The 18,954-nt window shown below is 59.1% G+C and carries 19 protein-coding genes and 1 pseudogene; 17 read left to right on the top strand and 3 right to left on the bottom strand.

Annotated elements, in window-relative coordinates; translation table 11 throughout:
* The first annotated feature begins 48 nt into the window (after positions 1-48).
* The 5 genes from FFH21_RS01730 (at position 49) to FFH21_RS01710 (ending at position 5,857) form a co-directional block, all read left to right on the top strand.
* Positions 49-420 carry a gamma-butyrobetaine hydroxylase-like domain-containing protein gene (locus FFH21_RS01730; RefSeq protein WP_002551642.1) on the top strand — a complete coding sequence of 124 codons (372 nt, stop codon included), beginning with the start codon at positions 49-51 and terminating at the stop codon, positions 418-420.
* A gap of 313 nt (positions 421-733) precedes the next feature.
* Positions 734-2,413: a class II poly(R)-hydroxyalkanoic acid synthase gene (phaC, locus tag FFH21_RS01725; protein ID WP_005778670.1), complete on the top strand. Its 1,680-nt coding sequence runs from the start codon at positions 734-736 to the stop codon at positions 2,411-2,413.
* Between the two features lie 63 nt (positions 2,414-2,476).
* On the top strand, positions 2,477-3,334 hold the full coding sequence (gene phaZ, locus FFH21_RS01720; RefSeq protein WP_004654231.1) for a poly(3-hydroxyalkanoate) depolymerase: 858 nt from the start codon (positions 2,477-2,479) through the stop codon (positions 3,332-3,334).
* Between the two features lie 156 nt (positions 3,335-3,490).
* A complete protein-coding gene (phaC, locus tag FFH21_RS01715; protein WP_011167458.1) occupies positions 3,491-5,176 on the top strand; it encodes a class II poly(R)-hydroxyalkanoic acid synthase in 1,686 nt (561 codons plus the stop codon).
* 66 nt (positions 5,177-5,242) lie between these two features.
* Positions 5,243-5,857 carry a TetR/AcrR family transcriptional regulator gene (locus FFH21_RS01710; protein WP_004654227.1) on the top strand — a complete coding sequence of 205 codons (615 nt, stop codon included), beginning with the start codon at positions 5,243-5,245 and terminating at the stop codon, positions 5,855-5,857.
* 234 nt (positions 5,858-6,091) lie between these two features.
* On the opposite strand, the gene FFH21_RS01705 is transcribed toward FFH21_RS01710, so the two are convergent.
* The 3 genes from FFH21_RS01705 to FFH21_RS01695 all read right to left on the bottom strand — a co-directional run bounded on the left by FFH21_RS01705 (position 6,092) and on the right by FFH21_RS01695 (position 7,738).
* Positions 6,092-6,877 carry a phasin family protein gene (locus FFH21_RS01705; RefSeq protein ID WP_004666500.1) on the bottom strand — a complete coding sequence of 262 codons (786 nt, stop codon included), beginning with the start codon at positions 6,875-6,877 and terminating at the stop codon, positions 6,092-6,094.
* Between the two features lie 10 nt (positions 6,878-6,887).
* Positions 6,888-7,361 carry a phasin family protein gene (locus FFH21_RS01700; RefSeq protein ID WP_041924400.1) on the bottom strand — a complete coding sequence of 158 codons (474 nt, stop codon included), beginning with the start codon at positions 7,359-7,361 and terminating at the stop codon, positions 6,888-6,890.
* A 98-nt stretch (positions 7,362-7,459) separates the two neighbouring features.
* Positions 7,460-7,738 (bottom strand): polyhydroxyalkanoic acid system family protein, encoded by a 279-nt coding sequence (locus tag FFH21_RS01695; protein WP_002551636.1) that lies wholly within the window; start codon positions 7,736-7,738, stop codon positions 7,460-7,462.
* Between the two features lie 143 nt (positions 7,739-7,881).
* Between FFH21_RS01695 and ubiE the strand changes: the two genes are divergently transcribed.
* From ubiE to FFH21_RS30945, 12 genes and pseudogenes are all read left to right on the top strand, one after another.
* Entirely contained in the window at positions 7,882-8,652 is a 771-nt protein-coding gene (gene ubiE, locus FFH21_RS01690; RefSeq protein WP_002551635.1) for a bifunctional demethylmenaquinone methyltransferase/2-methoxy-6-polyprenyl-1,4-benzoquinol methylase UbiE, read from the top strand.
* Positions 8,652-9,275 (top strand): SCP2 domain-containing protein, encoded by a 624-nt coding sequence (locus tag FFH21_RS01685; protein WP_004654219.1) that lies wholly within the window; start codon positions 8,652-8,654, stop codon positions 9,273-9,275. Before ubiE ends, FFH21_RS01685 begins: the two co-directional genes overlap by 1 nt.
* A complete protein-coding gene (gene ubiB / locus FFH21_RS01680; RefSeq protein WP_004654216.1) occupies positions 9,272-10,891 on the top strand; it encodes a ubiquinone biosynthesis regulatory protein kinase UbiB in 1,620 nt (539 codons plus the stop codon). Before FFH21_RS01685 ends, ubiB begins: the two co-directional genes overlap by 4 nt.
* Positions 10,892-10,958: 67 nt before the next feature.
* The gene (hisI, locus tag FFH21_RS01675; protein ID WP_002551632.1) at positions 10,959-11,351 is read left to right on the top strand and encodes a phosphoribosyl-AMP cyclohydrolase; all 393 of its coding nucleotides are present in this window, start codon (positions 10,959-10,961) and stop codon (positions 11,349-11,351) included.
* Between the two features lie 2 nt (positions 11,352-11,353).
* Positions 11,354-11,686 (top strand): phosphoribosyl-ATP diphosphatase, encoded by a 333-nt coding sequence (locus FFH21_RS01670; protein WP_002551631.1) that lies wholly within the window; start codon positions 11,354-11,356, stop codon positions 11,684-11,686.
* A gap of 44 nt (positions 11,687-11,730) precedes the next feature.
* Positions 11,731-12,006 carry a twin-arginine translocase TatA/TatE family subunit gene (locus FFH21_RS01665; protein ID WP_002551630.1) on the top strand — a complete coding sequence of 92 codons (276 nt, stop codon included), beginning with the start codon at positions 11,731-11,733 and terminating at the stop codon, positions 12,004-12,006.
* A gap of 4 nt (positions 12,007-12,010) precedes the next feature.
* The gene (gene tatB, locus FFH21_RS01660; protein ID WP_002551629.1) at positions 12,011-12,472 is read left to right on the top strand and encodes a Sec-independent protein translocase protein TatB; all 462 of its coding nucleotides are present in this window, start codon (positions 12,011-12,013) and stop codon (positions 12,470-12,472) included.
* Positions 12,469-13,269, top strand: a complete 801-nt coding sequence (gene tatC / locus FFH21_RS01655) for a twin-arginine translocase subunit TatC (RefSeq protein WP_004654207.1) — start codon at positions 12,469-12,471, stop codon at positions 13,267-13,269. The genes tatB and tatC overlap by 4 nt, the downstream gene beginning before the upstream one ends.
* Positions 13,266-13,973: a 16S rRNA (uracil(1498)-N(3))-methyltransferase gene (locus FFH21_RS01650; protein WP_011167455.1), complete on the top strand. Its 708-nt coding sequence runs from the start codon at positions 13,266-13,268 to the stop codon at positions 13,971-13,973. Before tatC ends, FFH21_RS01650 begins: the two co-directional genes overlap by 4 nt.
* A 171-nt stretch (positions 13,974-14,144) precedes the next feature.
* Positions 14,145-15,980 carry a methyl-accepting chemotaxis protein gene (locus FFH21_RS01645; RefSeq protein WP_371217758.1) on the top strand — a complete coding sequence of 612 codons (1,836 nt, stop codon included), beginning with the start codon at positions 14,145-14,147 and terminating at the stop codon, positions 15,978-15,980.
* 118 nt (positions 15,981-16,098) lie between these two features.
* A pseudogene (locus tag FFH21_RS30950) lies at positions 16,099-17,268 on the top strand (methyl-accepting chemotaxis protein); the annotation flags it as partial.
* Complete coding sequence (locus FFH21_RS30945) at positions 17,251-18,126, top strand: methyl-accepting chemotaxis protein (RefSeq protein WP_371217756.1); 876 nt, start codon at positions 17,251-17,253, stop codon at positions 18,124-18,126. The pseudogene FFH21_RS30950 and the gene FFH21_RS30945, both read left to right, overlap by 18 nt.
* The last annotated feature ends 828 nt before the right edge of the window (positions 18,127-18,954 follow it).

The raw sequence follows: 18,954 nt of genomic DNA, 5'->3' as shown, positions 1-18,954 counted from the left end.
TTGCTTCTGCCTGTAGCTTGTAGCTGCTATTCCTTGAGGCTGCTTTCAATGCTCCCCACCGCCATCCAGCTGCACAAAGCTTCCAAAACCCTGACGCTGAAGTACGCGCCGGATGAGGAATATCATCTGCCCGCCGAATTTCTGCGGGTGCATTCCCCTTCTGCCGAGGTTCAGGGCCATGGCAGGCCGATCCTGCAATTCGGCAAACTGGGCGTCGGTCTGAGCAAGGTCGAGCCGGCAGGGCAATATGCACTGAAATTGACCTTTGATGATGGTCACGACTCAGGACTGTTCACCTGGGAGTACCTGTACGAGCTGGCAAGACGCCAGGAGTCCCTGTGGGAGGACTATCTGCAAGAGCTGAAAAAAGCCGGCAAATCCCGCGATCCCTCCGAGCAAGTCATCAAGCTGATGCTCTGATCCCGCCCGCCCGCGCGATCCTCACAGAACATTCAAACCCGTGCAGCCTCACCGCTCGCCGTTTTAGGACGCGCTTTCTAATCGTTTTTGTTTCAATGTTCCGCACAGCGGCCAATGAGTGGCTGACGCTGCTTGCGATTTTTTGAAATCTCGCGTAACCAATAACCTTGGCAAGTTCCCTGCATCGAAGTCGATGCGAGAAACAGCCTGCAAGGCATGAGTTACACGAGCAGTAGTGCTGGCTAACCGCCTGTGTCACTGGTTCACGGGCAAGGAATGTCAGTGTTCGCATCAAGACAATGGAGCGTCGTAGATGAGTAACGCGAAAGACGATGACCTGCAGCGCCAGGCTTCCGAGCACACCTTGGGCCTCAACCCAGTCGTTGGCCTGCGGCGCAAGGATTTACTGAGCACTGCCCGGATGGTTTTGCGTCAGGCTTTCAAACAACCGATCCACAGCATCAAGCACGTCGCACACCTGAGCGTCGAACTCGGCAATGTAATTTTCGGTAAATCTGCCTTGCAGCCAACACCGGAAGACCGCCGCTTCGCTGATCCGGCCTGGAGCCAGAACCCGCTGTATCGCCGTTACTTGCAGACTTACCTCGCCTGGCGCAAGGAACTGCATGACTGGATCGGTGGCAGCGATCTCACCCCGCAAGACATCAGTCGCGCGCACTTTGTGATCAACCTCATGACCGAGGCCATGTCACCGACCAACTCTGCCGCTAACCCGGCCGCCGTGAAACGGTTCTTTGAAACCGGCGGTAAAAGCCTGCTCGATGGTCTGTCGCACTTGGCCAAGGACCTGGTGAACAACGGCGGAATGCCGAGCCAGGTCAACATGGACGCGTTTGAGGTTGGCAAAAACCTGGGCACCACCGAGGGGGCCGTGGTGTTTCGCAATGACGTACTGGAACTGATCCAGTACAAGCCGATTACCGAGCAGGTTCACGAGCGACCGCTGCTGGTGATCCCGCCGCAGATCAACAAATTCTATGTCTTCGACCTGAGCCCGGAAAAAAGCCTGGCGCGCTTCTGCCTGCGCAGTAACGTGCAGACCTTCATCATCAGTTGGCGCAACCCGACCAAGGCGCAACGCGAATGGGGGCTGTCGACCTATATCGAGGCGCTCAAGGAAGCGGTCGATGTGGTGCTGGCGATCACCGGCAGCAAAGACCTCAACATGCTGGGTGCCTGCTCCGGCGGCATTACCTGCACGGCGCTGCTGGGCCACTACGCAGCCTTGGGCGAAAAGAAAGTCAACGCCATGACCCTGCTGGTCAGCGTGCTCGATACAACGCTGGATACCGAGGTCGCGCTGTTCGTCGACGAGCAGACTTTGGAAACCGCCAAGCGCCATTCCTATCAGGCGGGCGTGCTGGAAGGTCGTGACATGGCCAAGGTGTTTGCCTGGATGCGCCCTAACGACCTGATCTGGAATTACTGGGTCAACAATTACCTGCTGGGCAACGAGCCGCCCGTCTTCGACATTCTGTTCTGGAACAACGACACCACACGCCTGCCCGCCGCCTTTCACGGCGACCTGATCGAAATGTTCAAGAACAACCCGCTGACCCGCGCCAACGCGCTGGAAGTCTGCGGCACGCCGATCGACCTCAAGCAGGTAACGGCCGACGTGTTCTGCCTGGCTGGCACCAATGACCACATCACGCCGTGGGCCTCATGCTACAAATCAGCACGGCTGTTTGGTGGCAAGACCGAGTTTGTACTGTCCAGCAGCGGCCATATCCAGAGCATCCTCAACCCGCCGGGCAACCCCAAGTCGCGTTACATGACTCACGACGAGCTGCCAGCAGACCCGGCGGCCTGGCAGGAAAACGCGACCAAGCACACCGATTCCTGGTGGCTACACTGGCAAGAATGGCTGGCCACGCGCTCGGGCAAGTTGAAAAAGGCGCCTGCCGGGCTCGGCAACAAAGCCTATCCGGCAGCCGAGGCAGCGCCTGGAACCTATGTTCACGAGCGTTAGACCCGTCAGTCTTGAAAAAAACCGGGGTGCGTTCCCGGCGGTTAAATCAACAGGGCTTAGCGCATGCCGCAACCGTTTGTTTTTCGCTCCATCGACCTGAACGGACACACAATTCGTACGGCCGTGCGCCCAGGCAAGAGCCATCTGACACCACTGCTGATATTCAACGGCATCGGGGCCAACCTGGAGCTGGTGTTCCCGTTTGTCGAAGCACTGGATCCGGACCTGGAAGTCATCGCGTTCGATGTGCCGGGGGTCGGTGGTTCGTCGACACCCAATCGGCCTTATCGCTTTCCGGGGCTGGCCAAGCTCGCAGCGCGCATGCTCGATTACCTCAACTACGGGCAGGTCAATGCGATCGGTGTTTCGTGGGGCGGGGCGCTGGCCCAGCAGTTCGCTCATGACTACCCGGAGCGCTGCAAGAAACTGGTGCTGGCCGCCACGTCGGCAGGCATGGCGATGGTGCCGGGCAAGCCTCGGGTGCTGTGGTTGATGGCCAGCCCGCGTCGCTACATTCAGCCGTCGCATGTGATCCGTATCGCGCCGGAGATCTATGGCGGGGCGTTTCGACGTGACCCCAATCTGGCGGCCAATCATGCTGCCAAGGTGCGCTCGTCCGGCAAGCTGGGCTATTACTGGCAATTGTTCGCGGGCATGGGCTGGACCAGCATTCACTGGCTGCACAAGGTTCACCAGCCGACCCTGGTTCTGGCCGGTGATGACGACCCGCTGATTCCGCTGGTGAATATGCGCCTGTTGGCCTGGCGGATACCCAATGCCCAGCTACACATCATCGATGACGGGCATTTGTTCCTGATCACGCGTGCCGAAGCCGTGGCACCGATCATCATGGGTTTTCTGCAACAGGAACGGCAGCGCGCAGTCATGCACCCGCAGCCAACGCCGCCCAGAACGCGCTGATAGCGCCAGCACGCCCGTTAATGTGAACAGCCCGAGAGAAACAGCGTCACCCACTGCGCAACACACTGGAGTTTCGACCGCGCAGAACGAAGCCAGCCCCTTCGCAAGCGGACTGGTGCCAACCCATGAGTTGCCTGACGAAGGAGTGTTGCCCTCATGCAAGAAAAATCGGCGAAGGTTGCCAGCGCTGCACCCACAAACTTCATCAACGCGCAGAGCGCCATCACCGGCCTGCGCGGGCGAGACCTGTTTTCTACCTTGCGTAACGTCGCAGCCCAGGGTTTACGGCACCCGGTTCGCAGCGCTCGCCACGCGCTGGCGCTGGGCAAGCAGTTGGGACGAGTGGTGGTGCTGGGCGAAACACCCTATCCGCACAACCCCAAAGACCCCCGCTTCGCCGACCCGACCTGGAGCCTCAACCCGCTTTATCGCCGGGGCCTGCAGGTGTATCTCAGTTGCCAGCATCAGGTCAGACAGTGGATCGATGACAGCGATATGTCCACAGAAGACCGGGCGCGCGCGCACTTTCTGTTCACACTGATCAACGATGCGCTGGCCCCTTCCAATACGCTGCTCAACCCGCAGGCCGTCAAAGAGCTGTTCAACTCGGGTGGTACCAGCCTGATCAAGGGCCTGAGCCACATGGCCGATGATCTGTTGCACAACAGCGGGCTACCCAGCCAGACCACCAAAGACGCTTTTGAGGTAGGCCGAACCGTAGCGACCACGCCCGGTGCGGTGGTGTTTCGCAACGAAATGTTCGAGCTGATCCAGTATCGGCCGATGAGCGAAAAGCAGTTCAGCCGACCGGTCCTGATCGTGCCGCCGCAGATCAACAAGTTCTACATCTTCGACCTCAGCCCAACCAACAGCTTTGTGCAATATGCCCTCAAGAACGGCCTGCAGACCTTTGTCATCAGCTGGCGCAACCCGGATATCCGCCATCGGGAGTGGGGGCTGTCCAGTTATGTCGAAGCGACCGAGCAGGCGATGAATATCTGCCGGGCGATTACCGCAGCACGCGAGGTCAATCTGGTGGGCGCTTGCGCGGGTGGTCTGACCGTTGCCGCGTTGCTGGGTCACTTGCAGGCCAAGCGACAGACACGCCGCGTGGCCAGCGCAACCTATATGGTCAGCCTGCTGGACAGCCAGATCGAAAGCCCCGCCACGCTGTTTATCGACGAGCAAACGCTTGAAGCTGCAAAGCGCCGCTCCTATCAGCGCGGCGTACTGGAGGGCAGCGAGATGAATCGGGTGTTTTCCTGGATGCGCCCCAATGATCTGATCTGGACTTACTGGATCAACAATTACCTGCTGGGCAAATCGCCACCTCCGTTCGACATTCTTTACTGGAACAACGACACCACACGCTTACCCGCTGCGTTGCACGGTGATCTGCTGGACTTCTTCAAGCACAACCCGCTCAGCCATCCGGGTGGCCTGGAGGTCTGCGGGACACCCATCGACCTGCAGAAAGTCACGGTGGACAGTTTCAGCATCGCTGGCATCAACGACCACATCACGCCATGGGACGCGGTGTACCGCTCTACGCTGCTATTGGGCGGTGAGCGGCGCTTCGTGCTGTCCAACAGCGGCCATGTGCAGAGCATTCTCAACCCGCCGGGCAACCCGAAAGCCAACTATGTCGAGAACAGCAAGCTGAGCAGCGACCCGCGCGCCTGGTACTACGACGCGCAGCATCATGACGGCAGCTGGTGGCCGAACTGGCTGAAGTGGGTTCAGGAGCATTCCGGGGCCGAGCACAACACCAGGATGGAGTTGGGCAACGCTACTTATCCACCAATGGAGGCCGCGCCCGGGACCTATGTGCATGTGCGATGAAACGCTGGATTGCGCCCTGCCCGATCAGGCAAAGCCGGCCCTTTGACTCTTGAACAAGAAGACTGGATGAAAACCCGCGACCGTATCCTTGAATGTGCCTTGACGCTGTTCAACCAGCAGGGCGAGCCGAACGTTTCTACGCTGGAAATTGCCAATGAAATGGGTATCAGCCCCGGCAATCTGTATTACCACTTTCATGGCAAGGAGCCATTGATTCTGAGTCTTTTCGAGCGGTTCCAGGCAGAGCTGGCACCCCTGCTCGATCCGCCTTCGGATGCCAGGCTTGAGGCCGAAGACTACTGGATGTTTCTGCACCTGATTGTCGAGCGGTTATCGCACTATCGTTTCCTGTTTCAAGACCTGTCCAACCTCGCCGGAAGGTTGCCAAAGCTGGCCCGCGGCATTCGCAACCTGCTCAACTCGATCAAGAAAACCCTCGCGTCACTGCTGGCCCGTTTGAAATCGCGGGGGCAACTGGTCAGCGAAACCCAAGCGCTGGGGCAGCTGGTGGAGCAGATCACCATGAACCTGCTGTTTTCGCTGGATTACCAACGCATTCTGGGCCGCGAGGGTAATGTGCGGGTGGTGGTCTACCAGATCATGATGCTCGTGACCCCACACCTGCTGCCCACATCGAGGCAGGCTGCCGAACAGTTGGCGATGGAGTATCTGGGTAGGTAAACCTGGGCACGATAAGAAAACGCATCGGCAGGCTGAACGCAACCCCTTGTGGGAGCGAGCTTGTTCGCGAAGTCGGTGGTTCAGGCGATACATATTCGCGGAATGTGCCGGCCCCTTCGCGAACAAGTTCGCTCCCACGGCCTTCGGCCAGAAGCATTGGCACAGGCGGTGTTCGGGGATATCAAAAAAGCCCGGCCTGCTTGGCAGACCGGGCTTCGATGTTGCAGCCGGTTGTCAGGACTGGCTGGCGGGTGTTGCCGGTGCTGCGCTCGGGGCTGATGCAGCGGGTGCCGCACCGGTTGCCGGAGTCGCCGATGCAGCAGGCTTGGCGGCAGGCTTGGCAGCCGGTTTTCTGGCTGCTGGTTTCTTCGCCGCGGCCGGTTTGGCAACCGTTTTGGCCTTGCTGGCGGTGGCAGTAGCGGCCTTGCTGGCTGCATCGACCGGTTTGGCCGCAGCTTTCTTGACTGCTGGTTTGGCCGCTGCGGTTTTCTGCGCCGTTTTATCCGCTGTTTTGGCGACGGTTTTAGCCGCAGCCTTGACCAAAGGTTTTGCCGCAGTTTTCGGTGCAGGTTTAGCCGCAGCAGCACGCGAAGCGACCGGTTTGGCTTTCTCACCCGTCAACAGCTCGATCTGCCGGGTCAGTTGGTCGACCTTGCTGTGCAGCGCCTGAACTTCATTGCGGCTCGGCACGCCCAGACGCGAAATGGCACTGTTCAGGCGCTTGTCGAAGGCCCCTTCCAGCTCATTCCATTTACCCACCGCGAGGTCTTTCACATCACCGACCCGCGATTTGGCGGTCTTGGCGGTGTCCTTGACCTCATCGAGCTGCTTCTGCGCCTCGACCTTGGTCTGCTTCTCGGCCTTCTCGCCGTCTTTGACCAGCGTCTCGAAAAGCTTGCTGCCGTCATTGCTTATCTTGGAATAAGCGCCCAGGCCCGCCAGCCAGATCTGGCGAGAGTATTTCTCGACCTCACCAATCCATGAGCTGCCGTCTTTGTCGGTTTTTTTCTTGCCAGCCATCCTGCTCTCCTTATTGTCCAGACTCTGAACGTTCGAATCGTTTCGACCCGGAGCGTTCAAGCTTTTTAGGCACGACACGTTCAAGCAATGCCGTCAGCTCGTCGAGCTTGGCAGAGAGCGTGTCAACATCATGTTTAGACGGGATTGCGATGCGGTTCAAGGCTTTGGCGACACGACGGTCGAAAGCACTCTCGATTCTGCCGAGTTGCGCCTCGACACGACCTTTGGCGTAAGGCACTTCGCCCTTGATCGAGTCGATTTCGCTGTTGGCCGCAAGACGCTTTTCATCGACCGTTTTGACGACTTCCTTTTCGGCCTGCTCGCCAGTCCTGATCAAGTCCCTGACGTACTGTGTGCCTTCCTCGTTGACCCTGGAATAGGCCCCCAGACCGGCCAGCCAGATCTTGCGGGCATACAGCCTGACGTCGGAAAGCGTGGAGGATTGCTGGTCTTCGATGTTTTTCTTCGTATTCGCTCTGGCCATGGTGCACCTCATGCTCGAAAGTTGAAGGAACCGCCCAGCTATGGGCATAAGCACAACGTTACGGAGAAAAATTAGAATGCTCACCCTAGGGCGAATGCTCAGGCGGCCAGTGCTTTATCCAGGACGCGCTCGACTTCAGTCTTGATGGAGCCGCTCATGGCCGACAGGATGAAGTTCAGCTCGATGTTGATACGGATCAACGCGTCTTCGACTTCAACCTTGCCCTTGGCCCCCTTGCCTTCCAGTTTTACGGTATCGCCTGCCCATTCGTGGGCCAGTCCGTATTTGTCGGAAAGCTTCTCGACCAGTTGCTCGGCCCTCTCGCGAGCCTTTTCCCGGCCCAGTGCGTGCGGGCGTTCAACGGTTATCTTGGCCATGCAGGCTTCCTTGATGATCAGATGAAATGCGGCGCAACTATATACAGCCGTCTGCATCCAAGAAAGCGTTGCCGGTGAGCCTTGTCAAGACAAAGCCGGCCCTGGCGATTAGAATGACCCGCACTCTATTCCGGTGAAGCGATATGAACGATCAGCGCAAAGGCAGCGATGCCGAACCTACGACTCACTTCGGTTACAAAAATGTACCGGAAAGCCAGAAGGCAGAAAAAGTCGCTGAGGTTTTCCATTCGGTTGCAGCCAAATACGACCTGATGAACGACCTGCTGTCCGGTGGCATGCATCGTCTGTGGAAGCGTTTTGCAATCGAGCTTTCGGGCGTCCGTACCGGCAATCGTGTGCTCGACATTGCGGGCGGCACGGGCGATCTGACTCGCAAGTTCTCTAATCTGGTCGGCCCGACCGGGCAGGTCGTGCTGGCAGACATCAACGCCTCCATGCTCAAGGTCGGCCGTGACCGCCTGCTGGACCTTGGCGTGTCGGGCAACGTCGAGTTTGTCCAGGCCGACGCCGAGAAACTGCCCTTCCCGGACAACCATTTCGACTGCGTGACCATCGCCTTCGGTCTGCGCAACGTGACGCACAAGGAAGACGCTCTGCGTTCCATGCTGCGCGTGCTCAAGCCCGGTGGACGCCTGCTGGTGCTGGAGTTTTCCAAGCCGACCAACAAGCTCATGTCCAAGGCCTATGACGCCTATTCGTTCGCGTTCATGCCGTTGATGGGCAAACTGGTCACCAATGACTCGGAAAGCTATCGCTATCTGGCCGAATCGATCCGCATGCACCCCAACCAGGAAACCCTCAAGTCGATGATGGTGGAAGCCGGTTTTGACCGCGTGACCTACCACAACATGACGGCGGGCGTCGTGGCCTTGCATCGCGGTATCAAACCCTGATGTTGCTTCGGGGGCTGCTCGCCAGTATCGAGCACGGCATCAATCGCGTGTTGCGCCTGGACAGCACCGCGCTACCGCGTATGGCGCGCTTGTCCGGGCATGTCATTGCCGTAGACTGTCGCGATCCGTCCCTGAAAATCTTCATCCTGCCCAGTGACGAAGGCCTGCTGCTGGCAGCAGACTGGGCTGCTGACGCCGACTGCACCTTGCGTGCGCCAGCCTCCAGCCTGCTGCGTCTGGCCCTGAGCAAGGACAAGACCGCTGTGCTGCATGGCCCCGACGTCGAGCTGGACGGTGACAGTGGCGTACTGCTGGAACTGGTCGGCATTCTTCAGGATCTGGAACTGGACTGGGAACACGAACTGTCCAACTGGGTCGGCCCGGTGGCCAGTCAGTTGTTCAGCAGCCGACTGCGCAACAGTGGACGCTGGACACGTGAAAGTTTCACCAGCCTCAGCCAGAACGTTGCCGACTACCTCAGCGAAGAATCGCGTACGCTGGTGGGTAAGCACGAAGCTGAAGCACGATTCGCCGAACTCGATCAGATCAAACTCGATCTGGACCGTCTCGAGGCGCGCTTTGCCCGCCTCGCCCACTCCCTCAATACCAGCGATAACGCATGAAGCTGCTTGCCGTCCGCCGTTTGTTTCGCATTCAACGTGTCGTTATCCGCTATCGCCTTGATGACCTGTTGTTCGCCCTGCCCCTGCCCTGGTGGATGCTCGCGGTGCGGTTCGTGCTGCCCTGGCGCTGGCTGCCACGGCGTAAATCCGAGCTGAGCCGTGGTGTACGCTTTCGTCTGGCATTGCAGGACCTGGGGCCGATTTTCATCAAGTTCGGGCAACTGCTGTCTACCCGGCGCGACCTGCTGCCCGAAGACATCGCCGACGAACTGATGCTGCTGCAGGACCGCGTGCCGCCGTTCGACCAGCAGGTGGCCATCAATCTCATCGAAGAACAACTGGGCGCACGTATCTGCGACGTCTTCAGTCGCTTTGACGAAACCCCGCTGGCATCTGCTTCGGTCGCCCAGGTGCATGCCGCCTGTTTGAAGACCGGCGAAGAAGTCGTGGTGAAAGTGGTACGCCCAGGCCTCAAGCCGGTTATTGGCCAGGACCTCGCGTGGCTGTTCATCCTTGCCCGCATGGCCGAGCGCGTGTCAGCCGATGCACGCCTGCTGCACCCGGTGCAGGTGGTGATGGATTACGAAAAAACCATCTACGACGAGCTGGACCTGCTGCGTGAAGCCGCCAACTCCAGCCAGTTGCGTCGCAACTTCGAAGGCTCGGACCTGCTCTACGTGCCACAAGTCTACTGGGACTGGTGCCGCCCCAAAGTGCTGGTCATGGAGCGTATCTACGGCCTGCAGGTCACCGATATGGCCGGGCTGGCCGACCAGCGTACCGACATGAAACTGCTGGCCGAGCGCGGTGTGGAAATCTTCTTCACCCAGATATTTCGCGACAGTTTCTTCCACGCCGACATGCACCCCGGCAATATTTTCGTCAGCACGGTCAACCCGTGGAGCCCGAAATACATTGCCATCGACTGCGGCATCGTCGGCAGCCTGACGCCGGAAGATCAGGATTATCTGGCCCGTAACCTGTTTGCCTTCTTCAAGCGTGATTATCGTCGGGTTGCTCAGCTGCACATTGATTCGGGCTGGGTGCCGGCAGAAACCAAGCTCAATGAATTCGAAGCTGCAATCCGCACGGTCTGCGAGCCGATTTTCGAGAAGCCGCTCAAGGATATTTCCTTTGGTCAGGTGCTGATGCGCCTGTTTCAAACCGCGCGCCGCTTCAATATGGAAGTCCAGCCGCAATTGGTTCTGCTGCAAAAGACCCTGCTCAATATCGAGGGGCTGGGTCGTCAGTTGTACCCTGATCTGGACCTGTGGAGCACCGCGCAGCCTTATCTGGAGCGCTGGATGCGTGAACGGGTAAGCCCGAAAACCCTGTTTGGCAATCTGCAGTCACAGGTCGAGCAGCTGCCGCATATAGCGGGCATGACCCGCGACTTGCTGGAGCGCATGTCTCGCCCGCATGCTTCGGATCCGCCACGTCCCTGGCACGAGCGCAAGGACGAGCCGGTCCTGCGGCTTATCGGTGCAGCGTTGCTGGTAGGTGGCGCGATACAGGGCTGGGTGATGAGCGAGGCAGCTACGCAGCTACTGACGCTCACCGCCTGGCCAGCGGCGATCATGCTGATTGCCGGGCTGTATCTGATCGTTCGCCGATAGCCAGCAGCGTATGGCGCTGGCACACTGTTCAATCCGCCGGGCATGAAAGCCGGCTGCCGGAGTAGATATGAAAGACTGGCTGGACGAGATTCACTGGAACAGCGACGGTCTGGTGCCTGCAATCGCTCAGGATCACAAGACCGGTCGAGTATTGATGATGGCCTGGATGAACCGCGAAGCCCTGAGCCTGACGGCGTCGGAGAATCGTGCCATCTATTGGTCGCGTTCGCGTGGCAAACTCTGGCGTAAAGGTGAAGAATCAGGTCACGTGCAAAAGCTGCACGAACTGCGCCTGGACTGCGATGCCGATGTCATTATCCTGATGGTCGAGCAGATCGGCGGTATCGCGTGCCACACCGGCCGCGAAAGTTGCTTTTACCGAGTGTACGAAAACTCAGGCTGGAAGACCGTCGACCCGGTTTTGAAAGATCCTGACGCTATTTACTCAGCAGGCCACTGAACATGACTGATACGTTGTCCCGTCTGGCCGAGGTGCTGGAATCACGCAAGGACGCCGCTGCCGACAGTTCCTACGTCGCCAGCCTGTATCACAAGGGCCTGAACAAGATTCTGGAAAAGCTCGGTGAAGAATCGATCGAGACCATCATCGCTGCCAAGGACGCTGCAGTCAGCGGAGATTGCAGCGACGTGATCTATGAAACCGCTGACCTGTGGTTTCATAGCATGGTGATGCTCGCAGCGCTGGGTCAGCACCCACAAGCCGTGCTCGATGAACTGGACCGCCGATTCGGCCTGTCCGGCCACGCGGAAAAAGCCGCTCGCACGGCAGAATAACGCTCACCCCTTTCAAGCTTGAAATCTTTTACGAGGACTGTTTCATGGGTATTTTTGACTGGAAACACTGGATCGTCATCCTGATCGTCGTGGTACTGGTTTTCGGGACCAAGAAACTCAAGGGTCTGGGCAGCGACGTCGGCGAATCGATCAAGGGCTTTCGCAAGGCGATGAATGACGATGACAAGCCAGCAGAACAGCCTGCACCTCAGCCACAGCAGGCACAGGCTGCCCCTCAGGGTTCGCCATTGAATCAGCCGCATACCATCGACGCGCAGGCGCACAAAGTCGACGAGCCGATCCGCAAAGACCAGGTTTAAGCCCATGTTCGGTATCAGCTTCTCTGAACTGCTGCTTGTCGGCCTGGTTGCCTTGCTGGTACTGGGCCCAGAGCGCCTGCCGGGTGCGGCACGCACCGCAGGCTTATGGATCGGCCGGTTGAAGCGCAGCTTCAATGCGATCAAACAGGAAGTTGAACGTGAAATCGGGGCCGACGAAATTCGTCGGCAGCTGCACAACGAGCACATTATTTCGCTGGAAGACGAGGCGCGCAAAATGTTCGCGCAGAATCAGCACCCCGAGACCACCTACGAGCCGGTTAGCCCGCAGCCGGCCTCGGTGCAGCCCGACGCCGCCAACACCGGTCACAACACCCTCGGCCCAGCGGAGCCTGCGGCACCAAAACCCGCGCTATCGCTGGAGAAAACCGCGAAGCCAGTCGATGCCGATACACCGGTCCCGACGCCTCCCGTCCACGATTCGTCATTGCCACCGCGAGCCCCATGAGCGCTGATACCCCGGAAAACGATCAGCAAATGCCGCTGATCTCGCACCTCACCGAGTTGCGTACACGTCTGTTGCGTTGTGTTGCGGCAGTGTTCCTGATTTTTGCCGGCCTGTTCTACTTCACGCAGAAGATCTACACACTGGTCTCGGCGCCGCTGCGCGTCTATCTGCCTGAAGGCGCGACAATGATCGCCACCGACGTGGCCTCGCCGTTCATCACGCCGTTCAAGCTGACCATGATGGTCGCGCTGTTTCTGTCCATGCCGGTCATCCTGCACCAGATCTGGGGCTTTATCGCGCCGGGCTTGTATAAGCACGAGAAGCGCGTTGCAGTGCCACTGCTGGTGTCGAGCATCATCCTGTTCTACGCAGGCATGGCCTTCGCGTACTTTTTGGTCTTCCCGCTGATTTTCCACTTCTTCGCCAGCGTTACACCGGAAGGCGTGTCGATGATGACCGACATCGCCAGTTATCTGGACTTCGTGATGACGTTGTTCTTCGCCTTTGGCGTGGCCTTCGAAATCCCGGTGGCCGTGGTGCTGCTGGTGTGGATCGGTATTGTCGACGTCAAGTACCTGAAGAAGATCCGTCCCTACGTGATCATCGGCTGCTTCGTGGTCGGCATGATCCTGACGCCGCCGGACATCTTCTCGCAGACGCTGCTGGCAGTACCGATGTGGCTGCTGTTCGAGCTGGGCGTGCTGTGCAGTTCGATGATCAAGAAGCGTGGTGAACATCCGGACGATCAGGCCGAGGACGCTGACAAGCAGGATCAGCCGCCCGCGACCGCACCGTGAACCTACTGTTGCTTGAGGAAGCCGATTTCATTGCGGCTGACCGGGTGGTCCTGCGTGACCGCCGTCTGAAGCACATGCAGGAGGTGCATCGTGCAGAGGTCGGCGACAGTCTGCGCGTCGGCCGCATTAATGGCCTGCTGGGCAGCGCCGAACTGCTACGCCTTGAACCTCATGAAGCAGAGCTGCGTGTTTCGCTGGATAGCGCCCCGCCGGAAAAACTGCCCATCACCCTGTTGCTGGCACTGCCACGCCCCAAGATGCTCCGCCGGGTGTTCCAGACCATCGCGACCATGGGGGTGCCGAAAGTCATCCTACTGAACAGCTACCGGGTAGAAAAAAGCTTCTGGCAGACGCCATTTCTGGAGCCCGAGGCCATTCGCGAGCAATTGATTCTGGGGCTGGAGCAAGCGCGCGATTCTGTGCTGCCGGAAGTCATCATCGAAAAGCGCTTCAAGCCGTTCGTTGAAGACCGTTTGCCGCACATGGCTGCAGGCACCCTGGGCCTGGTCGGCCACCCCGGTGACTTGCCTGCCTGCCCGCGCGCGGTTACCCAGCCTGTCACGCTGGCTATCGGCCCCGAAGGCGGCTGGATCCCTTATGAAGTCGACTTGTTGCGACAATCCGGCTTGCAGCCTGTGCAACTTGGCGAGCGCATTCTGCGCGTCGAAACCGCTGTAACTGCCCTTCTCGCTCGTCTGTTCTAGACTCTGTTACATCAACTAGGCCGCTTCAGTTAGTTGATGCGCTGCCGATGTAAGTGCATTCATAAAAGAACAGACAGCTAAGGAGTGGTCATGTCTCGTGGGTTATCTCAACGTCTCGCCAATGCGAGTGTCAGCCTGAAATTGGGAATAGGCTTTGGTCTGGTCATGCTAATGACCCTGATGATCTCGGCCACAGGCTGGTTCAGCAACCAGGCACTGATCGATCGTGGAGATCGTGTCACAGCGATTGCAAAAATCAACGAGCTGACGCTCCAGCTACGCATCGACCGCACCCGTTACGAAGACCTGTTCAACGCAGAAAGCGCGGCCGAAGTCAGAAAGACCCTGGATCAACTTGATGCCGCACTGGTGCACGCGCGAAATCTGCTGCGCTCGCCCGAAAATATCCAGTCACTCGACGGTCAGATTCAGTCCGCTCGCGAATACCGCCAGTCTTTCGCTGACGTGACCAAAGCTATCGATGCTCGCGAGATCAGCCGCAGCCAGATGGGCGACAATGCTGACAAGGCGGTGGATCAGGCAAACAAGGTTGAAGCCGAGCTGCTCAAGGCAGACAACATCCTCGCCTTTAACGGCATCGTCGGCGTCAGCAAGCTGATTCAGCAGGCGCGCTTCCAGGTTCGCGGTTACACCTACAGCGGCCGTCCGGATTTCGAAAAGAACGCCAACCAGGCCATTGATGAAGCCATTACCGGGATCAATACCTTGGCCGGTGACATTTCCTCCGAGTACCTGCCGTTGCTGCAGCAGGCCGTTGTCGGGCTCAACGGCTACCGCGCTGCAGTAGGCCAGTATCGGGACACGCAAGCCGCCAGCAAGGCCGCGCTGGAGAAAATGACGGCACTGGGCACCAAGATGCTGACCACCAGCGATGACATGATCGCCAGGCAGAACAAAAGCCGCGACGCAGACAGCGAAAAATCTGTTTTTATGATCGCGGTGGCCACCGCTCTGGCCTTGGTGATCAGCATTCTGGCAGCCTGGGTAATCACTCGTCAGATTACAACGCCCCTGCAGGAAACCCTTGAAGTGGTGGAGCGGGTTGCTTCCGGCGACCTGAGTCGCAACCTGCGGGTCGACCGCAAGGACGAGTTGGGCAAGCTGCAAAGCACGATCCAGCGCATGACCGTCAGCCTGCGCGAGCTGGTGGGCGGAATTCGCGATGGCGTGACCCAGATCGCCAGCGCAGCGGAAGAACTCTCGGCAGTGACCGAACAGACCAGTGCCGGGGTCAACAGCCAGAAGGTCGAGACCGATCAGGTCGCCACCGCCATGCATGAAATGACTGCGACCGTTCAGGAAGTCGCGCGCAACGCCGAAGAAGCCTCTGAAGCAGCCGTCGCCGCCGACCAGCAGGCCCGTGATGGTGAGCGAGTGGTCAACGAAGCCATTGCGCAAATCGAGCGCCTGGCTTCTGCAGTGGGCAATTCCAGCGAAGCCATGGGCGCTCTGAAACAGGAAAGCGACAAGATCGGCAGCGTGCTGGACGTCATCAAGTCGGTCGCGGAACAGACCAACCTGCTGGCGCTGAACGCCGCCATCGAGGCCGCCCGCGCCGGTGAAGCGGGTCGGGGCTTTGCCGTGGTCGCCGATGAAGTGCGCAGCCTGGCGCAGCGCACGCAAAAGTCTACCGAAGAGATCGAAGCGCTGATCGCCCGTCTGCAAAGCGGCACACAGCAGGCCGCAACCGTCATGGACAGCAGCCGGGAACTGAGCACCAGTAGCGTTGAGCTGACACGTCGGGCCGGTGGCTCATTGGAAAACATCACCAAAACCGTCTCGGCTATCCAGGCAATGAACCAGCAGATTGCAGCGGCCGCCGAGGAACAGAGCGCGACCGCCGAAGAGATCAACCGCAGCATCATCAATGTCCGCGATGTGTCCGAACAGACGTCTGCGGCCAGCGAAGAGACCGCGGCGTCCAGTGTCGAACTGGCAAGACTTGGCAACCATCTTCAGTTGCTGGTGAGTCGCTTTACTGTCTGACCTGGCAGCATTCAGCCCGCGCCAGCACTGAGCGCGGGCTTCTTTTCCCGTAAAAACGTGACACCGTTCACCCCTCCTTCGTGCTCGGAAATATCCTACGACCTTCTCAGGTCACGCAATGAATCACCACGCCGATGCGCTCACAACGCATGTTCTGACTCGCCCGGAACATGCTTTTGTTCGCTCATTGCAGGAGATTCCTATGTTCCGACTGATCAATCACGCGCTCGGCAACATGAACGTCAGATTCAAACTGTCACTGGGTTTTGGCCTGGTGCTGTTATTGACGCTGATCATCACACTGACCGGCTGGCATGGTCTGTACACCATGATCGACCGCTCCGAGTCGCTCTCGGACATTGCCCAGCTCAACAGCCTCACCAAAGACCTGCGTGCCGAACGTATCACCGATCGCGTGGAAAAGACGCCAGAAAGCACGGCATTGGTGACAGACAAGCTCAACGAAATGAAAGCCCAGCTCACAACGCTGCACCGACAGAGCCTGGAGACGGAAACCATTACGCTGCTCAACGGACAGTTTGAGACGGTAAGCAGACTCGAGAAAACCTTCGCCGACGTCCGGGCCAACCGTCAGACTCGTAACCAGGTACGCACGCGCCTGGAGCAGACGTCAGAGCAGGCCTTGCAGGCCATCGCACTGGTTGAGAGCGAGGTACTCAAGAGCGTAAGCCAGGAACAGGACAGCACTGAGCGGATGGAGGAATTCACCAACATTTCCCAGCTCAGGCAGGAGGTACAGATCGCTCGCTATCAGGTACAGGCCTACACCTTCACCACTCGCGATGCCGATGAAGCCGCAGCCATTGTCGCCATCGACGAAGCGCTCAAGGAAATCGGGCAGATCGGGCAGGACGAGGACAGTGAAAGCCTTCGGGGCCTGGGAGCCGCCACTACAGCCCTGCAAGGCTATCGGGAAAGGCTCAACGAGTTCAAACAGATACAAACCAAAGCCGAGGCGGACCAGGAACTTATGAGAAGTCTCGGCGATCAGTTGCTGGACTCCGTAGCCGCGTTGAACCGTCTGCAAACCGCTCAGCGCGACAGTGAAGCAGTCAATTCCAGCACCACACTGAGCAGCGTTGCGGGCCTGGCGCTGCTGGTCGGGTTGCTGGCCGCCTGGGTCATGACCCGGCAGATCACCGTACCTTTACAGCAGACGCTGCTTGTCGCAGCACGCATCGCTCAGGGTGATCTGAGTCGGGACATGTCAGTGACCCGTCGTGACGAAATGGGTCAGTTACAAGGCAGTATGCAGACCATGACGGTCAGCCTGCGCGAGCTGGTCGGCGGTATCAGCGAGGGCGTATCGCAGATCGCCAGCGCGGCCGAGCAGTTGTCAGCGGTGACCAAGCAGACTTGCATCGGGGTCACCAGTCAGAAAGACGAGACCGACCAGGTGGCCACGGCCATGAATGAAATGGCCGCGACGGTGCAGGAAGTCGCGCGTAATGCTCAGGAGGCTTCCCAGGCTGCGGCTCAGGCGGATCAACAGGCCCGCAGCGGTGACGAGGTTGTCGGGCGGGCAATCAGTCAGATCGAGCAACTGGCTCGCGAGGTAGTGAACTCTACGCAGTCGATGAGCGAACTCAAGCTGGAAAGCAACAAGATCGTCGGCGTTCTCGACGTAATCAAGTCGGTTTCGCAGCAAACCAACCTGCTGGCCCTGAATGCGGCCATCGAAGCAGCTCGCGCTGGTGAAGCCGGGCGCGGCTTCGCGGTGGTCGCCGATGAGGTACGCGGCCTGGCGCAACGCACGCAAAAGTCCACAGAAGAGATCGAGGAATTGATCGCCGCACTGCAAACCGGCACTCAGCAGGTCGCAACCACGCTGGACAACAGCCGCACCCTGACCGACAACACCGTTGAACTGAGCCGCCGCGCGGGAAGCGCGCTGGAGCAGATCACCCGTACGGTGGCGACCATCCAGCACATGAACGAACAGATCGCCACCGCCAGCGAAGAACAAAGCGTGGTTGCCGAACAGATCAACCGTAACGTCATCAGCGTACGCGACATCTCCGAACAGAACGCCGCCGCCAGCGAGCAAACCGCAGCCTCCAGCGTCGAACTCGCCAGACTGGGAACTCACTTGCAGACACTGGTGGGGAAATTCAGAGTGAGTTGAACCACCATTGCACCAGCAGGCGGCCCGGCTAACACTATCGTGCCCATGCTCCGCGTAGGCATACCGGTCCGGACGCTCCGCCTCCTCTGACGACGCAGAGCGTCGTAAACTGCATTCCCACGCTGGAGCGTGAGGAACGAGCGTCGACAGGGATAACACCATCGTGCCCATGCTCCGCGTAGGCATGCCGGTCTGGACGCTCCGCGTCCTCTGACGACGTAGAGCGTCGTAAACTGCATTCCCACGCTGGAGCGTGAGGAACGAGCGTCGTCAGGGATAACACTATCGTGCCCATGCTCCGCGTAGGCATGCCGGTCTGGACGCTCTGCGTCCTCTTGCGACGCTCCGCGTCGTGAACTGCATTCCCACGCTGGAGCGCGAGGAACGAGCGTCGTCAGGGATAACACTATCGTGCCCATGCTCCGCGTGGGCATGCCGGTCTGGACGCTCCGCCTCCTCTGACGACGCAGAGCGTCGTAAACTGCATTCCCACGCTGGAGCGTGAGGAACGAGCGTCGACAGGGATAACACCATCGTGCCCATGCTCCGCGTAGGCATGCCGGTCTGGACGCTCCGCGTCCTCTGACGACGTAGAGCGTCGTGAACTGCATTCCCACGCTGGAGCGTGAGGAACGAGCGTCGTCAGGGATAACACTATCGTGCCCGTGCTCCGCGTGGGCATGCCGGTCTGGACGCTCCGCGTCCTCTTGCGACGCAGAGCGTCGTGAACTGCATTCCCACGCTGGAGCGTGAGGAACGAGCGTCGTCAGGGATAACACTATCGTGCCCATGCTCCGCGTAGGCATGCCGGTCTGGACGCTCCGCGTC

It is taken from the genome of Pseudomonas sp. KBS0707 (assembly GCF_005937945.2).
Taxonomy (GTDB): Bacteria; Pseudomonadota; Gammaproteobacteria; order Pseudomonadales; family Pseudomonadaceae; genus Aquipseudomonas; species Aquipseudomonas amygdali.
The sequence above is the reverse complement of the archived record's forward strand: the minus strand, read 5'-3'. Positions and strand labels throughout refer to the sequence as shown.

Excerpts from the sequence above, each read along its gene's own strand:
- FFH21_RS01730 (WP_002551642.1), top strand. The coding sequence starts at position 49 with ATGCTCCCCACCGCCATCCAGCTGCACAAAGCTTCCAAAACCCTGACG.
- phaC (WP_005778670.1), top strand. The coding sequence starts at position 734 with ATGAGTAACGCGAAAGACGATGACCTGCAGCGCCAGGCTTCCGAGCAC.
- phaZ (WP_004654231.1), top strand. The coding sequence starts at position 2,477 with ATGCCGCAACCGTTTGTTTTTCGCTCCATCGACCTGAACGGACACACA.
- phaC (WP_011167458.1), top strand. The coding sequence starts at position 3,491 with ATGCAAGAAAAATCGGCGAAGGTTGCCAGCGCTGCACCCACAAACTTC.
- FFH21_RS01710 (WP_004654227.1), top strand. The coding sequence starts at position 5,243 with ATGAAAACCCGCGACCGTATCCTTGAATGTGCCTTGACGCTGTTCAAC.
- FFH21_RS01705 (WP_004666500.1), bottom strand. The coding sequence starts at position 6,877 with ATGGCTGGCAAGAAAAAAACCGACAAAGACGGCAGCTCATGGATTGGT.
- FFH21_RS01700 (WP_041924400.1), bottom strand. The coding sequence starts at position 7,361 with ATGGCCAGAGCGAATACGAAGAAAAACATCGAAGACCAGCAATCCTCC.
- FFH21_RS01695 (WP_002551636.1), bottom strand. The coding sequence starts at position 7,738 with ATGGCCAAGATAACCGTTGAACGCCCGCACGCACTGGGCCGGGAAAAG.
- ubiE (WP_002551635.1), top strand. The coding sequence starts at position 7,882 with ATGAACGATCAGCGCAAAGGCAGCGATGCCGAACCTACGACTCACTTC.
- FFH21_RS01685 (WP_004654219.1), top strand. The coding sequence starts at position 8,652 with ATGTTGCTTCGGGGGCTGCTCGCCAGTATCGAGCACGGCATCAATCGC.
- ubiB (WP_004654216.1), top strand. The coding sequence starts at position 9,272 with ATGAAGCTGCTTGCCGTCCGCCGTTTGTTTCGCATTCAACGTGTCGTT.
- hisI (WP_002551632.1), top strand. The coding sequence starts at position 10,959 with ATGAAAGACTGGCTGGACGAGATTCACTGGAACAGCGACGGTCTGGTG.
- FFH21_RS01670 (WP_002551631.1), top strand. The coding sequence starts at position 11,354 with ATGACTGATACGTTGTCCCGTCTGGCCGAGGTGCTGGAATCACGCAAG.
- FFH21_RS01665 (WP_002551630.1), top strand. The coding sequence starts at position 11,731 with ATGGGTATTTTTGACTGGAAACACTGGATCGTCATCCTGATCGTCGTG.
- tatB (WP_002551629.1), top strand. The coding sequence starts at position 12,011 with ATGTTCGGTATCAGCTTCTCTGAACTGCTGCTTGTCGGCCTGGTTGCC.
- tatC (WP_004654207.1), top strand. The coding sequence starts at position 12,469 with ATGAGCGCTGATACCCCGGAAAACGATCAGCAAATGCCGCTGATCTCG.
- FFH21_RS01645 (WP_371217758.1), top strand. The coding sequence starts at position 14,145 with ATGACCCTGATGATCTCGGCCACAGGCTGGTTCAGCAACCAGGCACTG.
- FFH21_RS30945 (WP_371217756.1), top strand. The coding sequence starts at position 17,251 with ATGCAGACCATGACGGTCAGCCTGCGCGAGCTGGTCGGCGGTATCAGC.